The following is a 21980-nucleotide window of genomic DNA, read 5'->3' as shown; positions in this document are numbered from 1 at the left end:
GAACCCTCACTAACATGGCGACCATGAAAGCCTCACGCACCTCCTCCGCCACCACCGCAACCGCTGCCCCCAAGACCGCGGCGTCTTCCCGGCCCGGCACGCCTTCCGATTTCGGCATCGAGCCGATCAGCCCGCAGCGCATCTACCAGGAAGTTGCCAGCCAGCTGCGGCGCAACATCTCCGAGGGCAAGCTCAAGCCCGGCGACAAGCTGCCGCCCGAGCGCAACCTGGCGCAGATGTTCGGCGTGAGCCGCAACACCATGCGCGAGGCGTTGCGTGCACTGGAGCTGAGCGGCCTGCTCGAACTCAAGCTCGGCTCGGCCGGCGGCGCGTTCGTGATGCCCGGCAGTTCGAACGCGGTGGTCAACGGCATGCGCGACCTGTACTTCCTGGGCGCGATCACGCCCGACCACCTGACCGAGGCGCGCGTCTCGGTGAGCTCGGCGGTGATCCGCATGGCCTGCGAGCGCATGACCGACGAAGACATCGCCCTGCTCGAACACAACATCGTGCTCGCCACGCTAAGCGACAAGGCCGGCAACTTCGAGGAGCGCACCAAGCACCACCAGGCCTTTCACGTGCTGCTGGCCAAGGCCACGCACAACCCGATCCTGCTGGCGACCACCGAGGGCATCATGGAAATCACGCGCCAGTTCGTGAAGGCCATTGGCCCGACCGAGGACCAGACCTACACGCTGCCCTCGCGCCGCCGTCTGCTCGGCCACCTGCGCAAGCGCGATGCCGAGAAGGCCGTCAAGGAAATGACCTCGGCGCTCACCAAGCTGCACCAGGGCTACATGGTCAAGGCGGCCGGTGTGCCGCCGGGCGTGCCGGCGACGGCGGCAGCGGCGGCTAGCGCGCCAGCACCAGCCCGGCCGCCTCGCGGTCCCAAGCCTGCGACAGGTCGCGCTCGAACTCGCTCCTCAACCTGAACTTCTCGACCTTCTGGTTCACGGTGGTCGGCAGCGCATCGCGGAACTGGATGTAGCGCGGCACCATGAAATAGGCCATGTTGCGCTGGCAGTGCGCAACCAGCTCCACCTCGCTCACCGTGCTGCCGGGGCGCCGCACCACCACCGCGCAGACCTCCTCGTCGTTGGTCTGCGTGGCGACCGGAAACACCGCCGCATTGCCGACCTCGGGGTGGGTGGCGATGATCTGCTCGACCTCGAAGGCCGAGATGTTCTCTCCGCGGCGGCGGATGCAGTCCTTCTTGCGATCGACGAACCACAGGTAGCCGTCGGCGTCGCGCATGCCGCGGTCGCCGGTGTGGAACCACTGGTTGCGGCTGGCCGCCAGCGTGGCCTCGGGCATCTTGTAGTAGCCGGTGGTGGCGCGCCACGGGTCGTCGCTTTGCAGCACCATCTCGCCGACCTCGCCGTCGGGCACCTCGAAGTCGTCCTCGTCGACGATCTTCACGCGAAAGCCCCGGCGCGGCTTGCCGATGGAGCCGAGTTTCTCGGGCGGCTCGTGGGCGGTGAACGAGGTGACCATGCCGAAGTCCGACAGGCCGTAGTTGTTCATGGCCTTCAGGCCGAAGCGGCGCTCGAACTCGCGCGCGTACTTGGGCGTGGGCGCCATGCTCACCAGGCGCAGGTCGTTGTCCGCGTCGTCGGGCGACGGCGGACTGCTCCACAGGAAGCTCGACATGGCGCCCAGGAAGTTGGTGATGGTCGCGTGTGAGCCGCGGATCTCGCCCCAGAACCTGGACACCGAGAAGCGCCGCGACAGCACCACCGACGCACCGCACACCAGCGCGGCGCCGGTGGCTGCGAGCAGCGCGTTATTGTGAAAGAGCGGCAGGCACACGTAGAAGACGTCGCTCTCGCGGTAGCCCTGCGCCTCGGCCGCGCTGGTGCCATAGGTGAGCGCGGCCGCGTGCGAGAGCATGCTGCCCTTCGACGGCCCGGTGGTGCCCGAGGTGTAGGCCAGCATCAACAGGTCGGAGCATTTCACCTCGGCCGCCTGCGGCGCTTCGGACGCAGCGGCCACGCAGGCTTCGAAGTCGGCGACGTCGTAGGCTGGCGAAGCCGGGATGTCGGCCGGTGCCGCCGCCTCGTCCTGCCCCGCACGAACGACCACCACGCGCTTGACCAGCGGCAGCTGCGGCAGCACCTCGGCGAGCCGGTCGGCCAGCGTGGCATCGACGACGACCGCCTCGCAATCCGATTGCGTGAGGTAGTAGCGCAGCAACTCGCCGCGCGCGGCCGTGTTCACCGGCACCGAGACCGCGCCCAGCTTGCCGATGCCCAGGAACACCGCGAGGTGCTCGGCCGAATTGCCCATCAGAACGCCCGTGTGGCAGCCCCTGGCCACGCCCAGCGCGGCCAATGCGTTGGCCACGCGGTTCGACCACGCATCGACGTCGGCATAGGTGAAGTGCCGGCCGCCTGCGGTCTCGGTGAGGAAGACCTTGTCGGGATGGGCCAGCGCCTGGCGCCGGAGGACTGCGGGAAAGGTGAGATCGCGCAACGCGTAGGTGTCCGCGCGCACGGCGCCGAGGTTCGAGTTCACAGGGGCCTTAGTCGGAGGAGATGTTCTTGCTGCGGATGATGGAAGTCCATCGCTGGTTGTGGCGCGCGAGCAGCGCCTGGAAGTCGGCGGGCGAACTGCTGGTCGCGTGGATGCCGGTCTTCTCCATCGCGTCGCGGTAGCTGGGATCGGCCACGGCCTTGCGCATCGCGGCCGCGAGCCTGTCGACCACGGCCGGCGGCGTGCCGGCCGGCGCCACGAGGCCGAAGAAGATCTCGAAGGTGAGGTCGGGCACGCCGGCCTCGGCCACGGTCGGCAGGTCGGGCACCGCGGCGTCGCGCTTGGGCGTGGTCACGGCCAGGCCCCTCAGGCGGCCGGCCTTCACGAGCGCGAGCGATGACGAGGTCGATCCCATCATCATGTCGACCTGCCCTGCCATCATGGCGTTGAAGCCGTCGATCTCGCCCTTGTAGGGCACGTGCAGCAGGTCGATGCCGGCGGCGCTCTTGAAGAGTTCGCCCATCAGGTGCGGTGCGCTGCCGTTGCCCGACGAGGCGAAGGTGAGCTTGCCCGGCTGCTTCTTGGCCAGCGCCACGAGGTCGGCCACGCTCTTGACGGGCAGGTCGGGGCGCGTGACCAGGATCCACGACGAGATCGCCGCGAGGCTCACGGGCGCGAAGGCCTTGGCCGGGTCGTAGGCCGGGTTCTTCACCAGGTGGGGCGCGACCGACATCGGGCTGTTGCCGCCCCAGCCGAGCGTGTAGCCATCGGGCGCCGCGCGCGCCACGGCGGCCATGCCGATCATTCCGCTGGCGCCCGCGCGGTTGTCCACCAGGAAGGTCTGGCCCAGCTGCGTGGTGAGCAACTGCGCGATGAGGCGCGCCGACAGGTCGGTGGCGCCGCCCGCGGTGAACGGCACGACGATGGTGACGGGCTTGCGCGGGTAATCAGTTTCCTGCGCGAGCGCCGCGGGGCCTGTGCCCAGCGTCGCCAGTGTTCCCAGCGCGAGGCCGGTGCCGATCGCGCGCCGCCGGGTGATTGAACTCATGGTCTTTGTCTCCTGTCGAAGTCGCAGGCATGGTACGCTAATTGGTCCATCCATTCAACATTTGGACTTTTGTGACGAAAGCGAACTTCCAACCCGCGGGCGCGTCGGGTGCGCTGCATGGCCTGAAGGTGCTGGAGATGTCGGCCGAAACAGGCGACTACTGCGGCCTGCTGCTCGCCGGCATGGGCGCCGACGTGGTGAAGATCGAGCCGCCGGGCGGCAGCCCCTCGCGCCGTATCGGGCCCTTCGTGGGCGACGTGCCCGACGCGGAGCAGTCGCTCTACTTCTGGAACTACAACCGCGACAAGCGCTCGGTGGTGCTCGACCTCGACGCTGCCGAAGGGAAGGCCGCGCTGTTGCGCCTGCTGGACGGCACCGACGTGCTGCTGTGCGGACGCCTGGAAGAACTCGCGCACGCCACGGGCATGGACATCGCGGCCCTCGGCGAGCGCTTTCCGGCGCTGATCACTGGGCGCATCACGCCCTTCGGCGACAGCGGGCCGTGGAGGGATTTCAAGGCAAGCGACATCGTGCACCTCGCGCTCGGCGGCGTGATGATGAACTGCGGCTACGACGCCGACCCCACCGGCCGCTACGACGTGCCGCCCATCGCGCCGCAGGCCTTCCATGCGAGCCACATCGCGTGCGAGCAGGCGCTGGTCGGCATCCTCGCGGCGCTGTGCGCGCGCGATGCCACGGGGCGCGGGCAGGACGTTTCGTGCGCGGTGCACACGGCCGTCTCGACCTCGACCGAGATGGACCTCATGAACTGGGTCATGCGCGCCGCCACGCAGTACCGCCAGACCTGCCGCCATTCGGCGGAACTGCCCAACCGCGCCACCCCGCTCGCGCAGACCAAGGACGGACGCTGGAACCTCGGCTGGATGGTGACCGCGGGCGACGAGGCCGGCGTGGTGCGCTTCCTGCAGAGCCACGGCATGGCCCATGACCTGGAGTTGCCCGACGGCACGCGCGACCCGAAGAAGCGCGACGTGCCCGGCGCTGTGGCGTTCGACGAGCACAAGGCGCACGTGTTCGAGGTGGTGCAGCGCTTCGTGCGCTGCTTTCTCTACCGCGACCTGCCCTGGCAGGCCGCGCAGGCGCAGGGCCTGATGTGGGCACCGCTGCGCAAGCCGCACGAGAACCTGGACGATCCGCACTGGCAGGCACGCGGCAGCTATGCGCAACTGGACCATCCCGCGCTCGGCCGCGCCCTGCCCTACCCCGCCGGCAAATGGCTGAGCACGGCCACGGCGTGGCAGGCGCACCGCCGCGCGCCTGCGCTGGGCGAGCACACGGCCGAGGTGTTGAACGAGGTGCGCCGCAAGGCGGCCGTGCAGCCGCGCACCGCGGCGCAGGACACGCCGCCGCGCATTTCTGCGCACGGCCGGCCCTTCGCGTTGCAGGGCGTGCGCATCCTCGATTTCTCATGGTTCCTCGCCTCTGCCGGCGGCACGCGGATGGTGACGGCGCTCGGCGCCGAATGCCTGAAGGTCGAGTGGAAGGCCAATGCCGACGCTCGCCTCGGCGCGAACGCGCCCGAAGGCGGACGCGATGCGCGGCGCGCGGCCACGGGTCCGCTGCCGGGCCTGGACCTGCCGGAGATGGGCGGGCACTTCAACCACAAGAACGCGGGCAAGCGCGGGCTGTCGCTCAACATCCGCGATCCGCGCGGCCTCGAGATCGCGCGCCGCCTGGTGCGCGTGTGCGACGTGGTGACCGAAGGCTTCTCGCCCGGCGTGATGGAGCGCTGGGGCCTGGGCTACGAGGCGATGAAGGCGATACGGCCCGACATCGTCTACGTGCAGCAGTCGGGCATGGGCGCGAACGGCACCTATGGGCGCATGCGCACGGTCGGGCCCATCGCCGCGGCCTTCACCGGGCTGTCGGAGATGTCGGGCCTGCCCGAACCCGCGCCGCCGGCCGGCTGGGGCTATTCGTACCTCGACTGGATCGGCGCGTACAGCTTCGCGCAGGCGATCCTCGCGGGGCTGCACCACCGCCACCGCACGGGCGAAGGCCAGTGGATCGATGCCTCGCAATGCGAGAGCGGGCTCATGGTGTGCGGCGTGAACGTGCTCGACTGGGCGGTGAACGGGCGTGAATGCAAGCGCACGGGCAACCGCTCGCCGTACGTGCCTGCGGCGCCGCACGGCGCATATCGCTGCACGGGCAACGACCGCTGGATCGCCATCGCCTGCTTCACGCAGGACGAATGGCTGGGCTTCGTGCGCGCCAGCGGCCTGCAGGCGCTCGCGGCGGACCCGCGCTTCGCCACGCTCGCCTCGCGCATCGCGCACGCCGACGCGCTCGATGCCGAGGTCGAACGCTGGACCGCAGCGCAGGAGCCCTACCCCTGCATGGCGCAACTGCAGGCTGCGGGCGTGCCGGCCGGCGTGTGCCAGACCGCCGAAGACCGCTGCGACCACGACCCGCAACTCGCACAGCAGCAATGGATGACCGAGGTGACGGCCGGGCGCATCGGCACGTGGCCCGTGGCGGAGATGCCGTTCAGGCTCTCGCAGACGCCCTCGCACATGGGCGGCCTGCCCGTGCGCGGGGCGCCGCTCTATGGCGAGGACAACGAATACATCCTGGGCGAACTGCTCGGCTATTCCACCGCCGACATCCGCACGTTCGCGCGGGAAGACGTGATCTGAACCCGCAGGCTCAGGCCAGGCCCAGCGCCCGGCGCTCCGAGAACACGAAATCCTCCTGGTCGCGCCGGCCCGAGGCCCAGCCGGGCACGGGCTTGGGCGCGTCGGCGGCCACCGGCACCACCTGCTTCCAGTCGGCCACCAGCGTGCGCTCCAGGATGCGCCACTCGCCGTTGCGGCGCGCGAAGCGATCGACATAGCGCGAGCAGGTCAGCAGGTCCATCGCGCCCTCGGGCGGCTTGCCGCCTGCCAGCTGCGCGAGCGCGCCCGCGGCCTCGGCCGGGTAGCGCTGCGTGGTGCGCACGTAGCTCTCGACCAGCGCGAGGTCGGGGCCCGCGAACTCGATCAGCATGTTGCTCACCGCGTGCATCGAGAACGGGATGGTGCGGTGCCGGTTGCCGATCCAGTCCACCAGGCCGTCGACGCCGCCGTCGAACGCGCCGTGGTGATCGACCGCATCCGGATGGAACACCTGGCGCATCGCGTCGAAGTCGAGCCGGTCGACCGAGCGGCACCAGCGGTACATGGTGTCCTGGGTCTGCATGCGGTCGGCGATGCGCTCGGGGCTGTAGTCGTTCATGGTCATGTCGGTTGTCCTTCGTTGGATCGGTTACTCGGGAGACAGGCCGGCCTGCTGCATCACCTTGATCCAGATCTGCTGGTCGCTGCGGATCGTCTGGGCAAACGCGGCGGACGTGCCCGGCGCCGGCGTCATGCCCAGGCGCTTGAGCTTCTCCTGCATGGCGGGCTCCGACACCGCCTTGTTCACCGCCTCGTTCAGGCGCGCGAGCACCGCGGGCGGCGTGCCGGCCGGCGCGGCCAGCCCGAACCACGCGTTCACGCCGAAGCCGGGCAGCGTCTCGGCGATGGCCGGCACCCCGGGCAACAGCGGGCTGCGCTGGGGCGACGACACGCCCAGCATGCGCAGCTTGCCGGTGGCCACGAAGGCGTTGATGGCGTCCGACGGCGTGGTGATGACCACCTTGACTTCGCCCGCCAGCACGGCATTGGTGGCCTGCGAGGAGCCCTGGTAGGGCACGTAGACCATCTTCAGCCCCGCCATCTGGTTGAACAGCTCGTTGGTGAGGTGCCCCAGCGAGCCGCGGCCGGCGGAGGCATATTCGAGCTCGCCCGGACGCGGCTTCGCATAGGCGATGAGCTCGGCGATGCTGTCGGCCTTGATCACCGGGTTCAGCAGAAACACCATCGGCGTGGTCGCGATGTTCGCGACCGCGGCGAGGTCCCTGATGGCGTCGTAGCCGGCCGCCTTCTGCATGAGCGCGGTGGTGACGGTGCTGTTGCCCACCTGCAGCAGCGTGTAGCCGTCGGCCGCGGCGTTCTTCACATGCTGCGTACCCACCGAGCCGCTGGCGCCGAGCCGGTTCTCGACGATGACCGGCTGGCCGAGAAAGCGCTGCAGCGGCTCCTGCATCGTGCGGCACAGCAGGTCGCCGGTGCCGCCCGCCGCAAAGGGCACGACGATGCGGATCGGCTTGCCCGGAAAGCTGTCTGCGCGGGCCGTGCCGAACGGCAATGCGGCCAGCGCGGCGGAAGCCACAAGGTGGCGGCGTGAAATCATGGGTTGTCTCCTGGGGTTCTGGTTTTCTTTTGCTGGCGCGCTTGCCGACGTGTTTGCCGACGCGCTTGCCGATGCGTCATGCAGGCTTGAACACGGGAAAGGCCGGCGCATCGCCCGTGGCCTCCCACGCGAGGGCCACGGCTTGGCCGATGGCCAGCGTTTCGAACGGCGCCGCGATGCGCGCGAGCATGCGCGGCCCTTCTTCGAGCCGCACCAGCGCGAGCACATAAGGCACGGCGTCGGCCAGGTACGGCGGCGACACGCGACTGCGCGTGAACGCCGCGACGGTGCCGCGCCCGCTGGCCTCGCGCCATTGCACGCCCGCTTCGCTGTAGAGGCTTTGCGGGCGCGGGTAGAACTGCGCGCGGCCGCTCACCGCATCGAACTGCAGCATCAGCTGGCGCCGCGCGAGGCCTTCCCAGAAGGGTTGGCCGATATCGGTCGGATGGTGGGGTGCCTGGGTCATGGAAGTACCTTTGCTGCCGCTCATGCGCCTCGCTCCAGCAGCATCACGGTGCTGGTGCCCCAGTTGCGCGCATAGGGGATCACGCCGATGCCGCTGAGCATCGCGTTGCCGTGCCGCCGCACCTGGCGCGCGCCGGCTTCGCCGAACATCTGGCGGATGCATTCGACGAGATTCACCCCGCCGCCGGCCAGGCCGGGCTGCCCCGCCGAGATCTGGCCGCCACCGGTGTTGATGGGCAACTCGCCCGCATGGCCCATGTCGTGCGCGAGCACGAAGGCCCCGCCCTCGCCCGGCGCGCAGAAGCCGGTCTGCTCCAGCTGCAGGATCAGCGCGATCAGGAAGTCGTCGTACCAGTGCAGCATGTGCACGTCCGAGGGCTTCATGCCCGCCGCCTTGAAGGCGCGCGGTCCCACGTCGGTGAAGCCGCTTTGCAGGATGCTCGTGCTCTCCTCTTCGCGCGGGTCGAAGTTGATGCGCTCGGCATACGAGATCGGGTGCACCATCTTCTCGAAGCCCATCTCCCTGGCGCGCCGGGTCGACATCACCAGCACCGCGCTCGCACCGTCGCAGCGCATCACGCAGTCCAGGATGCGCAGCGGGTCGGACACCACGCGCGAGTCCAGGTAGTCCTGCGCCGTGAGCGGCTTGCGCAGCTCTTCGCAGGCGTTCTCGTTGAGCAGCGCGCCGTTGCGCTGCGTCACCGCGAGCCTGGCGAGCGCGTCGTGCGGCAGGCCGTACTGGTGGTCGTACACCGAGCTGAGCAGCGCGAAGGCGCTCAGGGGCCCCGCGTAGCCCGCGGGGTCGCAGTACTCGGTGCGGTGGCCCGACTGCATCGAGCGGTCCTGCGTGGTCACCGCATCGGCGGCCAGGCACAGCACGATGTCGCACATGCCCGCCTCGATCGCCATGCCCGCGCGGATGATGTTGCCACCCGACGAGGCACCGCCGATGTCGGTGGCCTGGCACCACGACACCGACAGGCCCAGCCCTTCGGCCATCAGGTTGCTGTAGAACGGATTGCCCCCTTCCGACATCGCGAAGGTGGTGGCGAAGCCGTCGATGCGGCTGCGCTCGATGCCGGTGCGTTCGAGCAACCGGCTCACCGCCTCCCCTGCGAGCGAAAGCGCGCTGCGGCCGCTGCGCCGCACGAGCTTGGTTTCGGCGTAGCCCACGATGGCCAGGCCTCGACTGTCCAGCATTCCCATTCAGGGTTCTCCCCGGTCCCGCCAAGGGGCGTTCGCGTTGTTGATTAATGGTTTGACCAATATAATTAATGGGCCAAAATTGTCAATCCGGGCCTTCACGGCCGCACACGGGAAAACGCCGAAAAATGATCGTCGAGGAACGCTGCTACGTGCTTCGCATGCCCTACGGACCGCAGGACTACCTGGCGCTGTACGAGGCAGAAGGCCTGGCCGTGCAGCGCGCCATCCTCGGGCGGCTGCTCGGGTACTTCCACACCGAGGTCGGCGGCCTCAACACCATGGTTCATCTCTGGGGCTATGACGGACTGGACGAGCGCATGAAGCGGCGCGCCGAGCTCGCGGCCGACCCGGCCTGGCAGGTGTATCTCGCGCGCATCCGGCCGCTGATCGAGTCGATGTCCAACCGCCTGCTGGTGCCCGCGCCGTTCTCGCCGATCCGCTGACGCTTTTTTCTTTCCCACCCCGTCTTCACAACAACCGAACGAGACAACCATGACCTCTTGCATCGACTTCTTCCAGCGCCGCCGCCTCGTGGCAGGCGGCTTGGGCGCCGCGGCGCTCGCCGCCGCACTGCCGCTGTGGGCGCAGGACCACTATCCGGGCAAGCCGATCCGCATCTTCGTGGGCGCCGGTGCGGGCGGCACCACCGACATCACGGCGCGCCTGGTGGGCGCGCAGCTGGGCAAGGTGCTGGGGCAGCCGGTCATCATCGAGAACCGCGCGGGCGCGGCGGGCACGCTGTCGATGCAGCAGACCGCACGCGCGCCGGCCGACGGCTACACGCTGGTGTGGGTCGGCAACAGCGTGATGGCGATCGCGCCCTACCTCTACAAGAACCCGGGCTACGACGTGAAGACGATGATCCCGGTGAGCCTGGGCACGACCTCGTCGTTCGTGCTGGTGTGTGCGCCGAACCTGGGCTTCAGCGACCTGAAGGGCATGATCGCCTACGGCAAGGCGAACCCCGGCAAGCTGAGCTTCGGCTCCAATGGCGTGAACGGCAGCCTGCACCTGCTGGGCGAGCTGCTCAAGAGCGAGGCCGGCTTCGAGGCGCTGCACGTGCCCTTCAAGGGCGGTGCCGAATCGGCCAACGCGATCATGGGCGGCAGCGTGCAGTTCCTGTTCGATGCGCTGTCGTCCAACCTGCCGCTGATCAGCTCGGGCAAGCTCAAGGCGCTCGCGGTGACGGGCCCCAGGCGCGAGAAGGCGCTGCCCGACGTGCCGACGATGGCCGAGCTCGGACTGCCCTCCATGACCACCGAGATCTTCTTCGGACTGGTCGCGCCCGCGGGCACGCCCGAGCCGGTTGTCGCCAGGTTGGCCGAGGGCATGAAGGTCGCACTCAGCGACCCGGCGCTGCGCGAGAACCTCTCGCGCTCGGGCAATGAACCCAGGAGCAGCACGCCCGCGGAATTCCGGGCGCTGGTGGACAAGGAAGGCGCCCGCTTCCAGGCGCTGATCAAGGCGAAGGACATCCAGCCGGAGTGACCCTCCGCAAACTCGCGGGCGAAGGGGGCAAGGGGCGAGCAGGCCGAGCGGCCTGCCTGCCCGGCGCGATCGCCGCTCAGTCCGGCAGCTTCTCGCCCGCCCGGCCCCAGCGCACGATGGCCGCAGCGCCGCCGCGCCGCAGCGCATGGCAGGTGTCCAGCAGCGCGGGCTTCGGGCCGTCCGCAAAGGCCGGCTGACCCTGCGCCACGCGCCGCCGCTCGCGCGCCGGGTTGATGGCCTGGAAGGCGGTGGTGGCCATCGGCCCCAGCAGCTCGGTGAGGTGCGTGCAGCCCTGGACGCCGCGAAACCGCGTCTTCACCGCGTGGTTGAAACCGCCCTCGATGCGCATGCCCACGAGTGCCCCGTAGGCGTCGTTGATGTGCGGGCAGTCTTCGTAGGGCGTCTGGTGCGACACCGCCTCGGCCGCGACGATGGCGAAGGTGTCGTCCAGCGTGATGCGCAGCGACATCAGGTGCACCGGATCTCCGGCCTTGCGCGCCGCGTTGCCGCGCGAGTCGTCCAGGTCGTGCGTGCGAACGTCGGACAGGCGGCCTTCGACTTCCCACAGGCCGTCGTCGCGCTCCCACCCCGTGCACTGCACCTGCCGCGTGTGCAGCAGCCGGCGCGGTGCGGCGGGCGACAGTTCTCGCATGGTCAGACGGCGGCCTCGGCCTTCGGCTTGGCGGCCGGCTTCGCGGCGGGCGCGGAGGCGCTCAGCGCACCGGATTCGCGCAGCGCCGCGATGCGCTGTTCGCTGTAGCCCAGCACGCCGCGCAACACCTCTTCGGTGTGCTGGCCCACGGCCGGCGCGGGCTTCGGGTCGGCCAGCGGCGTGCCCGAATAGCGGATCGGAAGCGCCACGTTGGGCATCCAGCCGATCTCGGGATGCTCGATGCGCGTGACGATGTTGCGCGCCTTCGCCTCGGGCGAGCGGATGGCATCGCCCACGTTGCGCACCTCGCCGCACGGGATCGACGCAGCGCGCATGCGCGGCTGCCAGTAGCTCCAGGGCTGCTGCGCGAAGATCTCGCCGAGCATCTTGAAGATTTCCTCGCGCCGGCCCATGCGGCCGTTGCGGTCTGCCAGCACCGGGTCGTTGGCGAGGTCGGGCCGCTCGATCACCTGCGCCATCAGGCGGTGGAAGATCTTGTCGTTGCCGCAGTTGATATAGAAGGGCTTGTCCTTCGACTCGAACACGCCCGAGGGGCAGGTGTCGGGGCTGGTGTTGCCGTGCCGCTGCGGCACCGCGCCGGTGAACAGATGCTGCAGTGCCGCGTAGCCGGTCATGAGCACCGCGTTGTCGAAGAGCGCCAGTTCGATGGACTGCCCCTCGCCCGTGCGGTGCCGCGCGAGCAGCGCACCGAGGATCGCGTTGCACGCCATCGTCGCGGTGCTGATGTCGATCACCGGCGACAGCGTGCGCACGCCCTGGCGGTCGTTGTAGCCGTTCATCGAGATGAAGCCGCTCTCGGCCTGCGCGATGGGGTCGAAGCCCAGGCGGTCGGCAAACTCGCCATCGCGCCCGTAGGCCGACACCGAGCAGTAGATGAGCTTGGGGTTGAGCTTCCTGCAGCTCTCGCAGTCCAGGCCGAAGCGCTCCATCACGCCGGTGGAAAAGTTCTCCACCACCACGTCGGCGGTGGCGATGAGCTCGCGCACCACCGCCAGCCCCTCGGGGCTCTTCATGTTGACGGCCAGGCTGCGCTTGTTGCGGTTGCTCCAGAGATAGGGCGCGCCCTGCGCGGGCAGCTTGGCATGCACGGGCGGGTAGTGGCGGAACTCGTCGCCGCGCCCCGGGGTTTCGACCTTGATCACATCGGCGCCCATGTCGGCCATGACCATGGTGGCGAACGGCCCCGCGATGAAGTGCGTGAAGTCGACGACGCGAATGCCTTCGAGCGCCTTCGGCGCCTCCGCGCGGCGGGGCGTGTGGACGGGAAAGTCGGTCTCAAGATTTTCGAGCATGGGATTTTGGATGTGGTGCGGCTACGGGTTTGCAGCCTTGTCTTTCATTGGTAAGACCATTATATTGACCACAGTTTCAGCGCGTCAAACCTTTTTTCCGATGCCCTCCATGCCAGCCTTCCTGCCCGTTTCCGCGCCCGCGTCCATCGATCCGGTCGACTATCTGCTGAGCGTCGACGCCATCCGCCAGGTCAAGGCGCGCTACTGCCGCTTCATCGACACCAAGCAGTGGGAGCGCCTGGGCGCGCTGTTCACGCCCGACTGCCGCTTCGAGGGACTCGGCTCCGCGCCGCCCGGTGCCGACGTGGCCGCGTTCGTCGCGGGCGTGTCCAGCCGCCTTGCGCCCACCATCTCCGTGCACCACGTGCATCAGCACGAGGTGGCGATGACCGGGCGCGACAGCGCGCGCGTGATCTGGGCCATGGAGGACTTCGTCGAATTCACCGACGGCAGCACCGTCAAGGAAACACCGGGCAGCCGCGGCTTTCGCGGCTACGGCCACTACGAAGAGGAATACCGGCGCGACAACGGCGAATGGAAGATCAGCTTCCTGCGCCTGACGCGCCTGCGCCTGGACCCGGTGCCCATCGACGCACCGCCGCACCGCATGGGCCAGCGGCAGGCCACGCCCGGCTGGCTCGATGCGAAGCCCCGGGAATCCTCCTGAAATTTCCTGAAGCCCTCGAAGAAAAAAATGGAGACACGCCGCATGCCCCGCCCGCTCAAGACCTTTCTGCTCGCCCTGGTGCTGGCCCTCGCCGGCCCCGCGTGGGCGATCTACCCCGAAAAGCCGGTAATGCTCATCGTGCCCTACCCACCCGGCGGCATGGGCTCGACCTTCGGCACGATGGTGAGCGAGGCGCTCTCGACCACGCTCGGCCAGCGGATGATCGTGGACTACAAGCCCGGCGCGAACGGCGCACTCGGCGCGGGCCTCGTCGCCAAGGCGCCCGCCGACGGCTACACGCTGCTGATGGCCGTGAACAGCACGATGACGATCAACCCCAGCCTCTATGCCAAGCTGCCCTTCGATCCGCTGAAGGACTTCGCACCGGTTTCGATGGTGTACACCTCGTCGAACGTGCTGGTCGTCAATTCCAGCAGCCCCGTGAAATCGGTCAAGGACCTGATCGCGCTGGCCAAGGCACGGCCCGGCAAGATCTTCTACGGCTCGGCGGGCAACGGCTCCACGCCGCACCTGTCGGGCGAAATGTTCCGCCAGCTCACGGGCGTGCCGGTGGTGCACGTGCCCTACAAGGGCAGCGGGCCCGCGGTGGTCGACCTGCTGGGCGGCCAGCTCGACTTCATGTTCGTCGACACCGCCGTGCTGCCGCAGGTGCATGGCGGGCGGCTGCGCGCGCTGGCGGTCACGGGCAAGAAGCGGCTGGGCGCGCTGCCGGACATTCCGACGATGGAGGAAGAAGGCGTCAAGGGCTTCTTCGTCGACACCTGGTACAGCCTGGCCGCACCGGCCGGCACGCCGCCCGAGGCGATCGAGAAGCTCAACGCGGCCGTGGCGGCGATGATCGCGCAGCCCACCGTGCGCGCCCGCATGAAGGACATCGGCGTCGACCCGCCCGAGGACACCAGCGCCAGGTACATGGACACCATCGTGCGCAGCGACACGGCGCGTTGGAAGAAATTCATCGCAGGCACCGACATCAAGCTCGACTGAGAAAAAGCGCCGCCATGATCTTCCGCTCCGGCGTGTTCTCGCGCCGCCCCGACATCACGCCCGCACAGTTCGGCCGGCACTGGTTCCATGTGCACGGCGAGCTCGCCCGCCACATGCCCGGCGTGCACAGCTACCTGCAGAACCACATCGTCGAGCGGCTGTTCGAGCGCTCGCCTGCGCCCGAGCCGCCCGACCACGCCATCGACGGCATTTCGCAGCAGTGGTTCGACGACGTCGCGGCCATGGAACGCTGCGAGGCATCGCCGCAATACGCGGCGGTCAAGCGCGACATTCCGAACTTCCAGGGCGCGATCACGATCCTCGTGCTCGAGGGCCGTCCCGTGATCGATGCGCCCGCGAACGGCGGCGCCAAGCTGCTCGTGCTCACGCGCGCCAGGACACAGGGCAGCGGGCTTGCGGACGCGACCGCATCGCTCGCCGCGGCCTTGCCATCGGACCTCGCCGCGCGGCCGCGGCGCTGGGTGCAGAACATGGTGGTTGATCGCGCCCACCCGGTCTCGGCGAACGTGCCTTCGGGCCGCGTGCCGATCGACGGCATGGCCGAGCTGTGGTTCGAAGACGGCGCGGCGCTGCATGCGTGGGTGGATTCACCCGCGGGCCAAGCATTCATCCACGGCAACGCGCTGCTCGAGGCGCTCGCGGTCTACGCGGTGGAAGAAAAGCGCATCGTCTGAAAGCGCGCGCCGGTGGTCTCAGGCCACCACGCCATTCGCCGCGAGCGCATCGATCTCCGCGCGCTCGAGCCCCCAGCCCTGCAGCGCCGCATGCACGTCCACGCCCGGCTCCACGCCGGCAGAAGGCATGGCGGCCGGCGTGCGCGAGAAGCGCGGTGCGGGCGCCGGCTGCAGCATGCCGTCGACTTCCACGAAGGTGCCGCGCGCGCGGTTGTGCGGATGTGCGGCCGCCTCCTGCATCGTCAGCACGGGCGCGAAGCAGGTCTCGCTGGTCTCCAGCCGCGTGCACCATTCGTCGCGTGTGCGGCTGCGAAACACCTCGGCCAGCCGCGCGCGAATGACGGGCCAATTGGCGGGGTCCGCGCGGTCGGGCAGGCCGGCGTTGTCCATCCCCGTGTGGCGCAGCAGCTCGGCATAGAACTTGGGTTCGGCCGAACCGACGCTCACGTGCTTGCCATCGCTCGTTTCGTACACCGCATAGAACGGCGAGCCGCCACCGGTCACGCTGCGCCCGCGGCCCGGCCAGCCGCCGCCTGCGCGGTAGCCGAAGAAATAGGTCATGAGCGATGCGGCGCCGTCGACCATGGCCGCGTCGACCACCTGCCCCCTGCCCGAGCGCGCGGCCTCGATCAGCGCGCAGGCGATGCCGAAGGCCAGGTACATGCCGCCGCCGCCGAAGTCGCCGACGAGGTTCAGCGGCACGACGGGCGGGCCGTCCGCCTCGCCGATCGCGTCGAGCACGCCGGCCAGCGCGATGTAGTTGATGTCGTGGCCCGGCGCCATGGCCAGCGGGCCGTCCTGGCCCCAGCCGGTCATGCGGCCGTACACCAGGCGCGGGTTGAGCGCCAGGCACGGCTCGGGGCCGAGGCCCAGCCGCTCCATCACGCCCGGGCGAAAGCCCTCGATGAGCGCGTCGGCGCCCGAGAGCAGCCGCCGCACGAGCGCGATACCGTCCGGCGACTTCAGGTCGACGGCAATGGAGCGCCGGTTGCGGTCGGTGAAATAAAAGCGCTGCGGCATCGCGCGCGCGGCCGGCTCGGGCCGGTCGATGCGCAGCACGTCGGCGCCCATGTCGGCCAGCATCATCGCGGCGAAGGGGCCCGGCGCGAGCCCGGCCATCTCGATGACCTTGAGGCCGGCCAGCGGACCCGATCGCGCCTCGCCGGGTCGCTCGGGTGCGCTCACGCGGCGTCTGCCTTTTCGGCAGTTCCGACCGCCTCGACCAGCGTACCGGTGCCGTCGACCACGTAGCGCCCGTCTTCGTCCAGCGGATCGAGGTAGCCGCCGTTGTCGGTCATCAGCAGGTGCCAGGTCTCGCGCCACTCTTCGGGGCGGCCTTCTTCGGCGACGTTGTCCAGCCACGCATAGCGCGTGACCCGGTAGGTGCGTCCGGCAGCGTCCTTCACCTGGAACACGCGGTCGGGGATTGTCTTGGTCATGGAGCTTTCCTTGCAGGGCCGTTGTCGGTCATAATGGTAATACCATTCTATGCTTACGGGCGATTCCGGCAACCGGACCACGCGCCGCAAGAATGGGTTTCGCACCCACGACAGGAGACAACAACATGCTGCTTCGCCGAACGCTGCTGGCGTCCGCCACCCTCGCCCTTTTCACCGGCGCCGTCCGTGCGCAAGGCAACTGGCCCGATCGCCCGATCCGCTTTGTCGTGCCCGCCGCGGCCGGCGGCACCAACGACGTGCTGGGCCGCTACCTGCAGGATTCGCTCACCAAGCTGCTGGGCCAGCCGGTCATCTTCGAATACAAGGCGGGTGCCGGCGGCGCCATCGCCTCGCAGTACGTCGCCACGCAGCCGGCGGACGGCTACACCTTCCTGCTGCACGGCAGCGGCCTCGTCACGGTGCCGCTGGTGCAGCGCCGGCCGACCTACGACGCCCTCAAGGACTTCGTGCCGGTCTCCCTCCTGGGCACCTCGCCGATGGTGCTGATGACCAGCCCGCTGGTGCCCGACAACCTGAAGGACTTCGTGGCCTACGCGCGCGCCAACCCCGGCAAGCTCGAATGGGGCGCCTCGGCGCTCGGCGGCGTCGGCCAGCTCGCGATGGTGGCCTTCCACGATGCGGCCGGCATCAAGGACATGGTGATGGTTCCCTACCCCGGCGCCGGTCCGGCCGCGCAGGCGCTGCTGGGCGGGCAGACCAAGTACATGCTGTCCACGCCCTCGTCGATCACCAGCGGCTTCGTCAAGGACGGCAAGATGCGCGTGCTCGGCGTGTCGACCGCCAGGCGCAGCCCGCTGCTGCCCGACGTGCCGAGCATCAGCGAGGTGGTGCCGGGCTACGACACCGAGACATGGTTCGGCCTGGTCGCGCGCACCGGCACGCCGCCGCCAGTGATCGCGCGGCTGAGCGAAGCCATCGCCAAGGTCGTCGCGATGCCGGAGATCCAGGAAAAGATCCGCAGCCTCAACGTCGTGCCCCAGACCGGCACGAAGGAACTCGGCGACATCATCCGCAAGGACCACGCGCTCTGGAGCAAGGTGGTCAAGGCGAACAACATCACGATGGAATGAGCCGGCGGGCGCGGCCGGCCGCGCCCCACCGGATCAGCCGGCGACAGACCGCGCGGCGAACAGCGGCCCGTCGTGGAACTGCAGCACCACCAGTTCCATCGGCACGTCGAGCCCGGGCGCGTCGCCATGGATCGGCAGCGCCACGCGCACGCCCTCCTCCAGGTCGACGATGCCCACGTGCAGCGGCGCCGGCTCGCCCGCGAAGAGCTCGGGCAAGGCGTGGATGCGCGTCTGCGAATAGAGCCGGCCCTTGCCGCTCACGGTGAGCCAGCCCGTGTCGCGGCTCCAGCAATGCCGGCAGAACGCCCGCGGCGGAAACGACAGCTTGCCGCACGAATGGCATTGGGTCACGCGGAACTGGCCTTCGGCCAGGGCGTTCCAGAACGGCTGCGTGAGACGGGTGATGCGTGGCGCGACGACGCGCTTGCGATCGATGGGGATGACGGGCAGGCTCATTGCACACCTTCCAGGACGTGGACCATCGCCGCGTTGTAGTTGCCCAGTTCGGACGTGCACAGGCCGAGCGCGGCGTCCTTCACCTGGCGCTCGCCGGCGCGGCCCGTGAGCTGGTCGAACACCTCCAGCGCGTTGTAGAGGCCGGTGACGTTGGGCGGGTGCCCCCGCGACATCAGGCTGCCCGAGGTGGAAATGGGAATGCGCCCGCCCAGCGTGGTCTCGCCCTGGACCGCGCCCCTGGCGCCCTGCCCGCGCGCAAAGAAGCCCAGCGCCTCGCTCACCAGCACTTCGACGATGGTGCATGGCGCGTAGACCTCCGCGAAATCGATGTCGCGCGCCTGGATGCCCGCCTGCCCGTAGGCGGTGGCCGAGGCTTTCTGCGCGGAGACGAAGGCCGTCATGTCGCCGCCCCGGTCGTCGATCTGCAGCGAGCCGTCGTGCTGGAAGCCGCGGCCGCGCACGCGCGCATAGGGCCGGCCCGTGGCCTTGGCCACGTCCTCGCTCGCGACGACCAGGCACACCACGCCGTCGCTGCGCCCCGGCACTTCGAGCAGCCCGAGCGGATCGACGATGGGCCGCGCCGCGAGCACGTCTTCGACCGTGATGGGCTTGCGGAACTGCGACAGCGGATTGAGCGAGGCGTGGTGGCGGTTCTTGACGGCCACATGCGCAATCTCCGCGCGCGTGGCGCCGTGCTCGTGCATGTAGCGCACGGCGTCCATCGCGTACCAGGAGATCGGAATGAAGCCGCCGGGCATGTGGAAGTCGACGTCGCCGGTGGAGCGCATGCTGCGCGACGCATGCACCGGCGCCGGAATGGCCGACTCGAAGTTCGCGCCCATCACCAGCGCCACCTTGGCGCGGCCGAGCAGGATCTCGTTGAAGCCCAGGTCGAGCGCCAGGCCGCCCGCCAGGCCGTAGCCGCGCGCCTCGATCATCGAGCCCGAGCACTCGATGCCCAGCGCGTTCGCCATGAAGATCGCGAAGTAGCGCTGCTTGGTGTATTCGCGCATCAGCGGCATCACGATGGAGCCGATGTCTTTCTTCTCGACGCCGGCCTGCTCGGTGGCCTGCAGCACCATCTCGAGCAACAGCTCGTGCTCCAGGTTGTGCAGGTCGGCATCCGCCGTGCTCTGTATCTTGCCGATGGGCAGCGCGGCGGCGCCCAGGATGGTTGCAACGGTCATGTCGTCATGCCTTTCAGGCCGTGGCCATGGAGGGTCGTGATACGGCGGCGGCGGCGGGCTCGGCACCGGCCTCGCGCGCCATGGTTTCGGCGGCGATGAAGCCGAAGGTCATCGCGGGGCCGAGCGTGATGCCGCCACCGGGGTAGCCGCCGCCCATGACGCTCGCGTTGTCGTTGCCGGCCGCGAAGAGTCCGGGCACGGGCCGGCCTGCGGCATCGAGCACGCGCGCCTGCGCATCGGTGCGGATGCCCGCGAAGGTGCCCAGGTCGCCCATGACCACCTTCACAGCGTAGAACGGGCCTTGCGCCACGGGTGCGACGCAGGGGTTGGGCTGGTGCGTCCTGTCGCCGAGGAAGCGGTTGTACACGCGCCATCCGCGGCGGAACTGCAGGTCCTTGCCCTCGGCCGCGCCCACGTTGTAGGCCTCGACGGTCTTGCCCAGTTGCACCGCGTCGATGCCGGCTTTTTTCCCGAGTTCGGCCAGCGTGCCGCCGCGCAGCAGGTAGCCCGATTTCAGGTGCGCGCGCAGCGGCAGCGGAAACGGCTTGGCAAAGCCCAGCCCGTAGCGGCGGATCGTGCGGTGATCGGCGATGAGCCACGCGGCCACCTCGGGCCCGTCCGCGCAATGCTGCTGCATCGCCATGCCCATGTCATGGTACGAATCCGATTCGTTGGTGAAGCGCAGGCCTTTGCGGTTGACCGCGATGATCCCCGGCTTGTAGCGGTCGATCAAATGCGGGAACACGCCCGTCTCGCCGTTGGCGCGCTGCACGCGGCTCACGGGAATCCACGCGGCCGCGTTCGGCAGGTCGCTGGCCACCTGGCCGCCGACCGACTCGGCCAGCCGCAGGCCGTCGCCCGTGTTGCCGGGCGGCGCGGGCGACAGGTGCTCGCGGCCCGTGGGCGCATGCGGAAAGAGCTGCTTCCTGCGCTCGCCGTCCTGCGGAAATCCGCCCGCGGCCAGCACCACGCCGCGCCGCGCGCCCACGCGCACGGTGCGGCCGTCGGCCTGGCCCACGACCACGCCCGTCACGCGATCGCCGTCGCGCAGCAGCGACTTGGCGGGCGACTGCAGCCACATCGGAATGCCCAGGCCGAAGGCCGACTTGGCCAGCCGCGCGGCGAGCGCATTGCCGTTGGTCAGCCGCATCGCGCGGCCATGCAGCATCATTTCCTTCGCATGGGTCAGCAGCCGCTTCGCCACGTAGATGGCCGAGGTGAGCGAGCGCGTGACGTTGAAGAAATGGCCGACCTCCGCGCTCGAGTTGAACATCATGCCGACGAAGGTGATTTCCTTGAGCGGCGGGCGCAGCCCCTTGATGTGCGCACCGAGCTCGCGCCCGTCCAGCGGCGCGGCCATGATCGAGCGGCCGGCCATGCGACCGCCCGGGCTCTCGCAGTGGTAGTCGGGATAGTCGGGCAACGCGATCAGCTTGACGTCGGTCTCGCTCACGAAGAAATCCACCATGCGCGGACCGTGGGCCAGGAAGGCCTCGATGCGCTCGCTGTCGTAGAAGTCGCCGCATTCGTAGCGCAGGTAGGCGCGTGCGTCGTCCAGCGAATCGGGCTCGGGCTTGAAGGTGGAGATGGGGTTGTTGGGTATCCACAGCACGCCGCCGGAGCGCGCGGTGGTGCCGCCGTACAGCGCCTCTTTTTCGAGCAGCAGGACCTCCAGCCCCTTCTTGCGTGCCGCCACCGCGGCCGCCATGCCGCCCGCGCCGGTGCCCACCACCACGACGTCCACCTCCTGGTCGAACTGCTGCGCCGTGCCCATCGTTGGTTCTCCGGCCGTCATTGCAGCACCCGGCCCTGGACCAGGAGCGTGCTCACGCGCTTGTTGAGCGCGGCGCCGTCGTCCTTCAGCGGCAGGCGCGCATCCGATGCATAGCTGCGATTCATGGCCTCCTCGTCGGCATAGCAGACCTCGGCCACCCCATCGATGGGCAGCGCCTCGTGCCCGACCGGCGCGCCGGATGCGTCATAGCGCGCGGTGACCAGGTTCTGCACGTAGCCTTCGAGCAGCGGCAAGTGCTTGACCAGGCTCGCGTGGCGCTCGAACCATGCATCGCGAAAGCCTTCGATGGTGGGGGCATTGCGCGTGAGCAGCAGCCAGCGGCGAAAGCCGCCCTGCACCGCGCTGCCGGTGAGCGCGACCGGCACGTTGGCTTCGCTGTCGAGCATGAAGAGCACGCGGCCCGCGGCGCGAACGCGCGCCAGAAAAGCCGAGCCTTCCGCGCCGCCGAGCGCAGCGCGGGCGGCCGCCGCGCCCTCGAACTGCAGCGCGAGCGTGGCGGTGATGTCGTCGGCCTCGGCGACCACGCCCGCATAGGGCCGATCGTTGGCGATGTAGTCGGTCGGGATCTGCCGCACGACACGGTTCACCAGCACGCGCTGCAGGCCCGGCAGTTCGCGCAGGGCCTGGGCGGCAGCCGCTTCGAGCGCGGGGACCGCCTGCGCTATCGGCGCCGGCACGGCGAGGCAAAGGGTGCGAGTCAGCATGGGTTGTCCCCGGTATTTTCGTCATGGCATTATATGGTCTTACCATTAGATAATGTCC

The 21980-nt window shown here is 69.3% G+C and carries 22 protein-coding genes; 8 read left to right on the top strand and 14 right to left on the bottom strand.

The annotated features are described in order from the left end of the window. Positions 1 to 23 precede the first annotated feature (23 nt). Positions 24 to 932: a FadR/GntR family transcriptional regulator gene (locus tag BM133_RS03665; protein ID WP_177224714.1), complete on the top strand. Its 909-nt coding sequence runs from the start codon at positions 24 to 26 to the stop codon at positions 930 to 932. On the opposite strand, the gene BM133_RS03660 is transcribed toward BM133_RS03665, so the two are convergent. Next, positions 853 to 2514 carry an AMP-binding protein gene (locus tag BM133_RS03660; protein ID WP_093431713.1) on the bottom strand — a complete coding sequence of 554 codons (1662 nt, stop codon included), beginning with the start codon at positions 2512 to 2514 and terminating at the stop codon, positions 853 to 855. The two genes, BM133_RS03665 and BM133_RS03660, sit on opposite strands and share 80 nt — an antisense overlap. A gap of 7 nt (positions 2515 to 2521) precedes the next feature. Then, the gene (locus BM133_RS03655; RefSeq protein WP_177224713.1) at positions 2522 to 3520 is read right to left on the bottom strand and encodes a Bug family tripartite tricarboxylate transporter substrate binding protein; all 999 of its coding nucleotides are present in this window, start codon (positions 3518 to 3520) and stop codon (positions 2522 to 2524) included. Positions 3521 to 3591: 71 nt separating this feature from the next. Between BM133_RS03655 and BM133_RS03650 the strand changes: the two genes are divergently transcribed. Then, entirely contained in the window at positions 3592 to 6180 is a 2589-nt protein-coding gene (locus BM133_RS03650) for a CaiB/BaiF CoA transferase family protein (RefSeq protein WP_256219045.1), read from the top strand. A 10-nt stretch (positions 6181 to 6190) separates the two neighbouring features. Here the strand turns inward: BM133_RS03650 and BM133_RS03645 are convergent, their stop codons facing one another. From BM133_RS03645 to BM133_RS03630, 4 genes are all read right to left on the bottom strand, one after another. Next, positions 6191 to 6763 carry a nuclear transport factor 2 family protein gene (locus BM133_RS03645; RefSeq protein WP_093431711.1) on the bottom strand — a complete coding sequence of 191 codons (573 nt, stop codon included), beginning with the start codon at positions 6761 to 6763 and terminating at the stop codon, positions 6191 to 6193. 24 nt (positions 6764 to 6787) lie between these two features. After that, the gene (locus BM133_RS03640) at positions 6788 to 7756 is read right to left on the bottom strand and encodes a Bug family tripartite tricarboxylate transporter substrate binding protein (protein WP_177224712.1); all 969 of its coding nucleotides are present in this window, start codon (positions 7754 to 7756) and stop codon (positions 6788 to 6790) included. 76 nt (positions 7757 to 7832) lie between these two features. Continuing rightward, positions 7833 to 8222 (bottom strand): Zn-ribbon domain-containing OB-fold protein, encoded by a 390-nt coding sequence (locus BM133_RS03635; protein ID WP_177224711.1) that lies wholly within the window; start codon positions 8220 to 8222, stop codon positions 7833 to 7835. Positions 8223 to 8242: 20 nt separating this feature from the next. Beyond that, the gene (locus tag BM133_RS03630) at positions 8243 to 9421 is read right to left on the bottom strand and encodes a thiolase family protein (RefSeq protein ID WP_093431707.1); all 1179 of its coding nucleotides are present in this window, start codon (positions 9419 to 9421) and stop codon (positions 8243 to 8245) included. Between the two features lie 131 nt (positions 9422 to 9552). On the opposite strand from BM133_RS03630, the gene BM133_RS03625 reads away from it, so the two are divergent. Continuing rightward, positions 9553 to 9870: an NIPSNAP family protein gene (locus BM133_RS03625; RefSeq protein ID WP_093431705.1), complete on the top strand. Its 318-nt coding sequence runs from the start codon at positions 9553 to 9555 to the stop codon at positions 9868 to 9870. A gap of 49 nt (positions 9871 to 9919) precedes the next feature. Beyond that, positions 9920 to 10915 (top strand): Bug family tripartite tricarboxylate transporter substrate binding protein, encoded by a 996-nt coding sequence (locus BM133_RS03620; protein WP_093431703.1) that lies wholly within the window; start codon positions 9920 to 9922, stop codon positions 10913 to 10915. 76 nt (positions 10916 to 10991) lie between these two features. Here the strand turns inward: BM133_RS03620 and BM133_RS03615 are convergent, their stop codons facing one another. Next, entirely contained in the window at positions 10992 to 11567 is a 576-nt protein-coding gene (locus BM133_RS03615; RefSeq protein ID WP_093431702.1) for a DUF2889 domain-containing protein, read from the bottom strand. Between the two features lie 2 nt (positions 11568 to 11569). Beyond that, the gene (locus BM133_RS03610; protein WP_093431700.1) at positions 11570 to 12880 is read right to left on the bottom strand and encodes a CaiB/BaiF CoA transferase family protein; all 1311 of its coding nucleotides are present in this window, start codon (positions 12878 to 12880) and stop codon (positions 11570 to 11572) included. Between the two features lie 109 nt (positions 12881 to 12989). Between BM133_RS03610 and BM133_RS03605 the strand changes: the two genes are divergently transcribed. Genes BM133_RS03605 through BM133_RS03595 form a run of 3 tightly spaced genes read left to right on the top strand, consistent with a single transcriptional unit; the run spans position 12990 to position 15250 of the window. Continuing rightward, the gene (locus tag BM133_RS03605; RefSeq protein WP_093435018.1) at positions 12990 to 13547 is read left to right on the top strand and encodes a nuclear transport factor 2 family protein; all 558 of its coding nucleotides are present in this window, start codon (positions 12990 to 12992) and stop codon (positions 13545 to 13547) included. A gap of 42 nt (positions 13548 to 13589) precedes the next feature. Continuing rightward, on the top strand, positions 13590 to 14555 hold the full coding sequence (locus BM133_RS03600; RefSeq protein WP_177224710.1) for a tripartite tricarboxylate transporter substrate binding protein: 966 nt from the start codon (positions 13590 to 13592) through the stop codon (positions 14553 to 14555). A 14-nt stretch (positions 14556 to 14569) separates the two neighbouring features. Next, positions 14570 to 15250 (top strand): EthD family reductase, encoded by a 681-nt coding sequence (locus BM133_RS03595; RefSeq protein WP_093431697.1) that lies wholly within the window; start codon positions 14570 to 14572, stop codon positions 15248 to 15250. Positions 15251 to 15268: 18 nt separating this feature from the next. Here BM133_RS03595 and BM133_RS03590 read toward each other — a convergent pair whose 3' ends face one another. Continuing rightward, positions 15269 to 16435, bottom strand: a complete 1167-nt coding sequence (locus tag BM133_RS03590; RefSeq protein ID WP_256219044.1) for a CaiB/BaiF CoA transferase family protein — start codon at positions 16433 to 16435, stop codon at positions 15269 to 15271. Then, positions 16432 to 16689: a hypothetical protein gene (locus tag BM133_RS03585; RefSeq protein WP_093431696.1), complete on the bottom strand. Its 258-nt coding sequence runs from the start codon at positions 16687 to 16689 to the stop codon at positions 16432 to 16434. Before BM133_RS03585 ends, BM133_RS03590 begins: the two co-directional genes overlap by 4 nt. A 125-nt stretch (positions 16690 to 16814) precedes the next feature. Here BM133_RS03585 and BM133_RS03580 point away from each other — a divergent pair, with 125 nt between their 5' ends. Then, positions 16815 to 17780, top strand: coding sequence for a Bug family tripartite tricarboxylate transporter substrate binding protein (locus BM133_RS03580; RefSeq protein ID WP_177224709.1), 966 nt, complete (start codon positions 16815 to 16817; stop codon positions 17778 to 17780). A 33-nt stretch (positions 17781 to 17813) separates the two neighbouring features. Here the strand turns inward: BM133_RS03580 and BM133_RS03575 are convergent, their stop codons facing one another. Genes BM133_RS03575 through BM133_RS03560 form a run of 4 tightly spaced genes read right to left on the bottom strand, consistent with a single transcriptional unit; the run spans position 17814 to position 21922 of the window. Next, on the bottom strand, positions 17814 to 18236 hold the full coding sequence (locus BM133_RS03575) for a Zn-ribbon domain-containing OB-fold protein (RefSeq protein WP_093431693.1): 423 nt from the start codon (positions 18234 to 18236) through the stop codon (positions 17814 to 17816). Further along, on the bottom strand, positions 18233 to 19423 hold the full coding sequence (locus tag BM133_RS03570; protein WP_093431691.1) for a thiolase family protein: 1191 nt from the start codon (positions 19421 to 19423) through the stop codon (positions 18233 to 18235). Before BM133_RS03570 ends, BM133_RS03575 begins: the two co-directional genes overlap by 4 nt. A 13-nt stretch (positions 19424 to 19436) precedes the next feature. Beyond that, a complete protein-coding gene (locus BM133_RS03565; RefSeq protein ID WP_093431690.1) occupies positions 19437 to 21197 on the bottom strand; it encodes an FAD-dependent oxidoreductase in 1761 nt (586 codons plus the stop codon). 17 nt (positions 21198 to 21214) lie between these two features. Continuing rightward, positions 21215 to 21922, bottom strand: coding sequence for an EthD domain-containing protein (locus BM133_RS03560; RefSeq protein WP_093431688.1), 708 nt, complete (start codon positions 21920 to 21922; stop codon positions 21215 to 21217). Between the last annotated feature and the right edge of the window lie 58 nt (positions 21923 to 21980).

The sequence above is a fragment of the Variovorax sp. 770b2 genome, assembly GCF_900115685.1.
In the GTDB taxonomy this organism is placed as follows: Bacteria; Pseudomonadota; Gammaproteobacteria; order Burkholderiales; family Burkholderiaceae_C; genus Variovorax.
Note: the sequence above shows the minus strand (reverse complement) of the source record. Positions and strands in the feature narration are given on the sequence as shown.

What these genes read in the sequence shown, in the direction of transcription:
- BM133_RS03665 (WP_177224714.1), top strand. Translation starts at nt 24, where the DNA reads ATGAAAGCCTCACGCACCTCCTCCGCCACCACCGCAACCGCTGCCCCC.
- BM133_RS03565 (WP_093431690.1), bottom strand. Translation starts at nt 21,197, where the DNA reads ATGGGCACGGCGCAGCAGTTCGACCAGGAGGTGGACGTCGTGGTGGTG.
- BM133_RS03570 (WP_093431691.1), bottom strand. Translation starts at nt 19,423, where the DNA reads ATGACCGTTGCAACCATCCTGGGCGCCGCCGCGCTGCCCATCGGCAAG.
- BM133_RS03635 (WP_177224711.1), bottom strand. Translation starts at nt 8,222, where the DNA reads ATGACCCAGGCACCCCACCATCCGACCGATATCGGCCAACCCTTCTGG.
- BM133_RS03610 (WP_093431700.1), bottom strand. Translation starts at nt 12,880, where the DNA reads ATGCTCGAAAATCTTGAGACCGACTTTCCCGTCCACACGCCCCGCCGC.
- BM133_RS03575 (WP_093431693.1), bottom strand. Translation starts at nt 18,236, where the DNA reads ATGAGCCTGCCCGTCATCCCCATCGATCGCAAGCGCGTCGTCGCGCCA.
- BM133_RS03630 (WP_093431707.1), bottom strand. Translation starts at nt 9,421, where the DNA reads ATGCTGGACAGTCGAGGCCTGGCCATCGTGGGCTACGCCGAAACCAAG.
- BM133_RS03640 (WP_177224712.1), bottom strand. Translation starts at nt 7,756, where the DNA reads ATGATTTCACGCCGCCACCTTGTGGCTTCCGCCGCGCTGGCCGCATTG.
- BM133_RS03600 (WP_177224710.1), top strand. Translation starts at nt 13,590, where the DNA reads ATGCCCCGCCCGCTCAAGACCTTTCTGCTCGCCCTGGTGCTGGCCCTC.
- BM133_RS03645 (WP_093431711.1), bottom strand. Translation starts at nt 6,763, where the DNA reads ATGACCATGAACGACTACAGCCCCGAGCGCATCGCCGACCGCATGCAG.
- BM133_RS03580 (WP_177224709.1), top strand. Translation starts at nt 16,815, where the DNA reads ATGCTGCTTCGCCGAACGCTGCTGGCGTCCGCCACCCTCGCCCTTTTC.
- BM133_RS03560 (WP_093431688.1), bottom strand. Translation starts at nt 21,922, where the DNA reads ATGCTGACTCGCACCCTTTGCCTCGCCGTGCCGGCGCCGATAGCGCAG.
- BM133_RS03615 (WP_093431702.1), bottom strand. Translation starts at nt 11,567, where the DNA reads ATGCGAGAACTGTCGCCCGCCGCACCGCGCCGGCTGCTGCACACGCGG.
- BM133_RS03585 (WP_093431696.1), bottom strand. Translation starts at nt 16,689, where the DNA reads ATGACCAAGACAATCCCCGACCGCGTGTTCCAGGTGAAGGACGCTGCC.
- BM133_RS03605 (WP_093435018.1), top strand. Translation starts at nt 12,990, where the DNA reads ATGCCAGCCTTCCTGCCCGTTTCCGCGCCCGCGTCCATCGATCCGGTC.
- BM133_RS03625 (WP_093431705.1), top strand. Translation starts at nt 9,553, where the DNA reads ATGATCGTCGAGGAACGCTGCTACGTGCTTCGCATGCCCTACGGACCG.
- BM133_RS03655 (WP_177224713.1), bottom strand. Translation starts at nt 3,520, where the DNA reads ATGAGTTCAATCACCCGGCGGCGCGCGATCGGCACCGGCCTCGCGCTG.
- BM133_RS03595 (WP_093431697.1), top strand. Translation starts at nt 14,570, where the DNA reads ATGATCTTCCGCTCCGGCGTGTTCTCGCGCCGCCCCGACATCACGCCC.
- BM133_RS03620 (WP_093431703.1), top strand. Translation starts at nt 9,920, where the DNA reads ATGACCTCTTGCATCGACTTCTTCCAGCGCCGCCGCCTCGTGGCAGGC.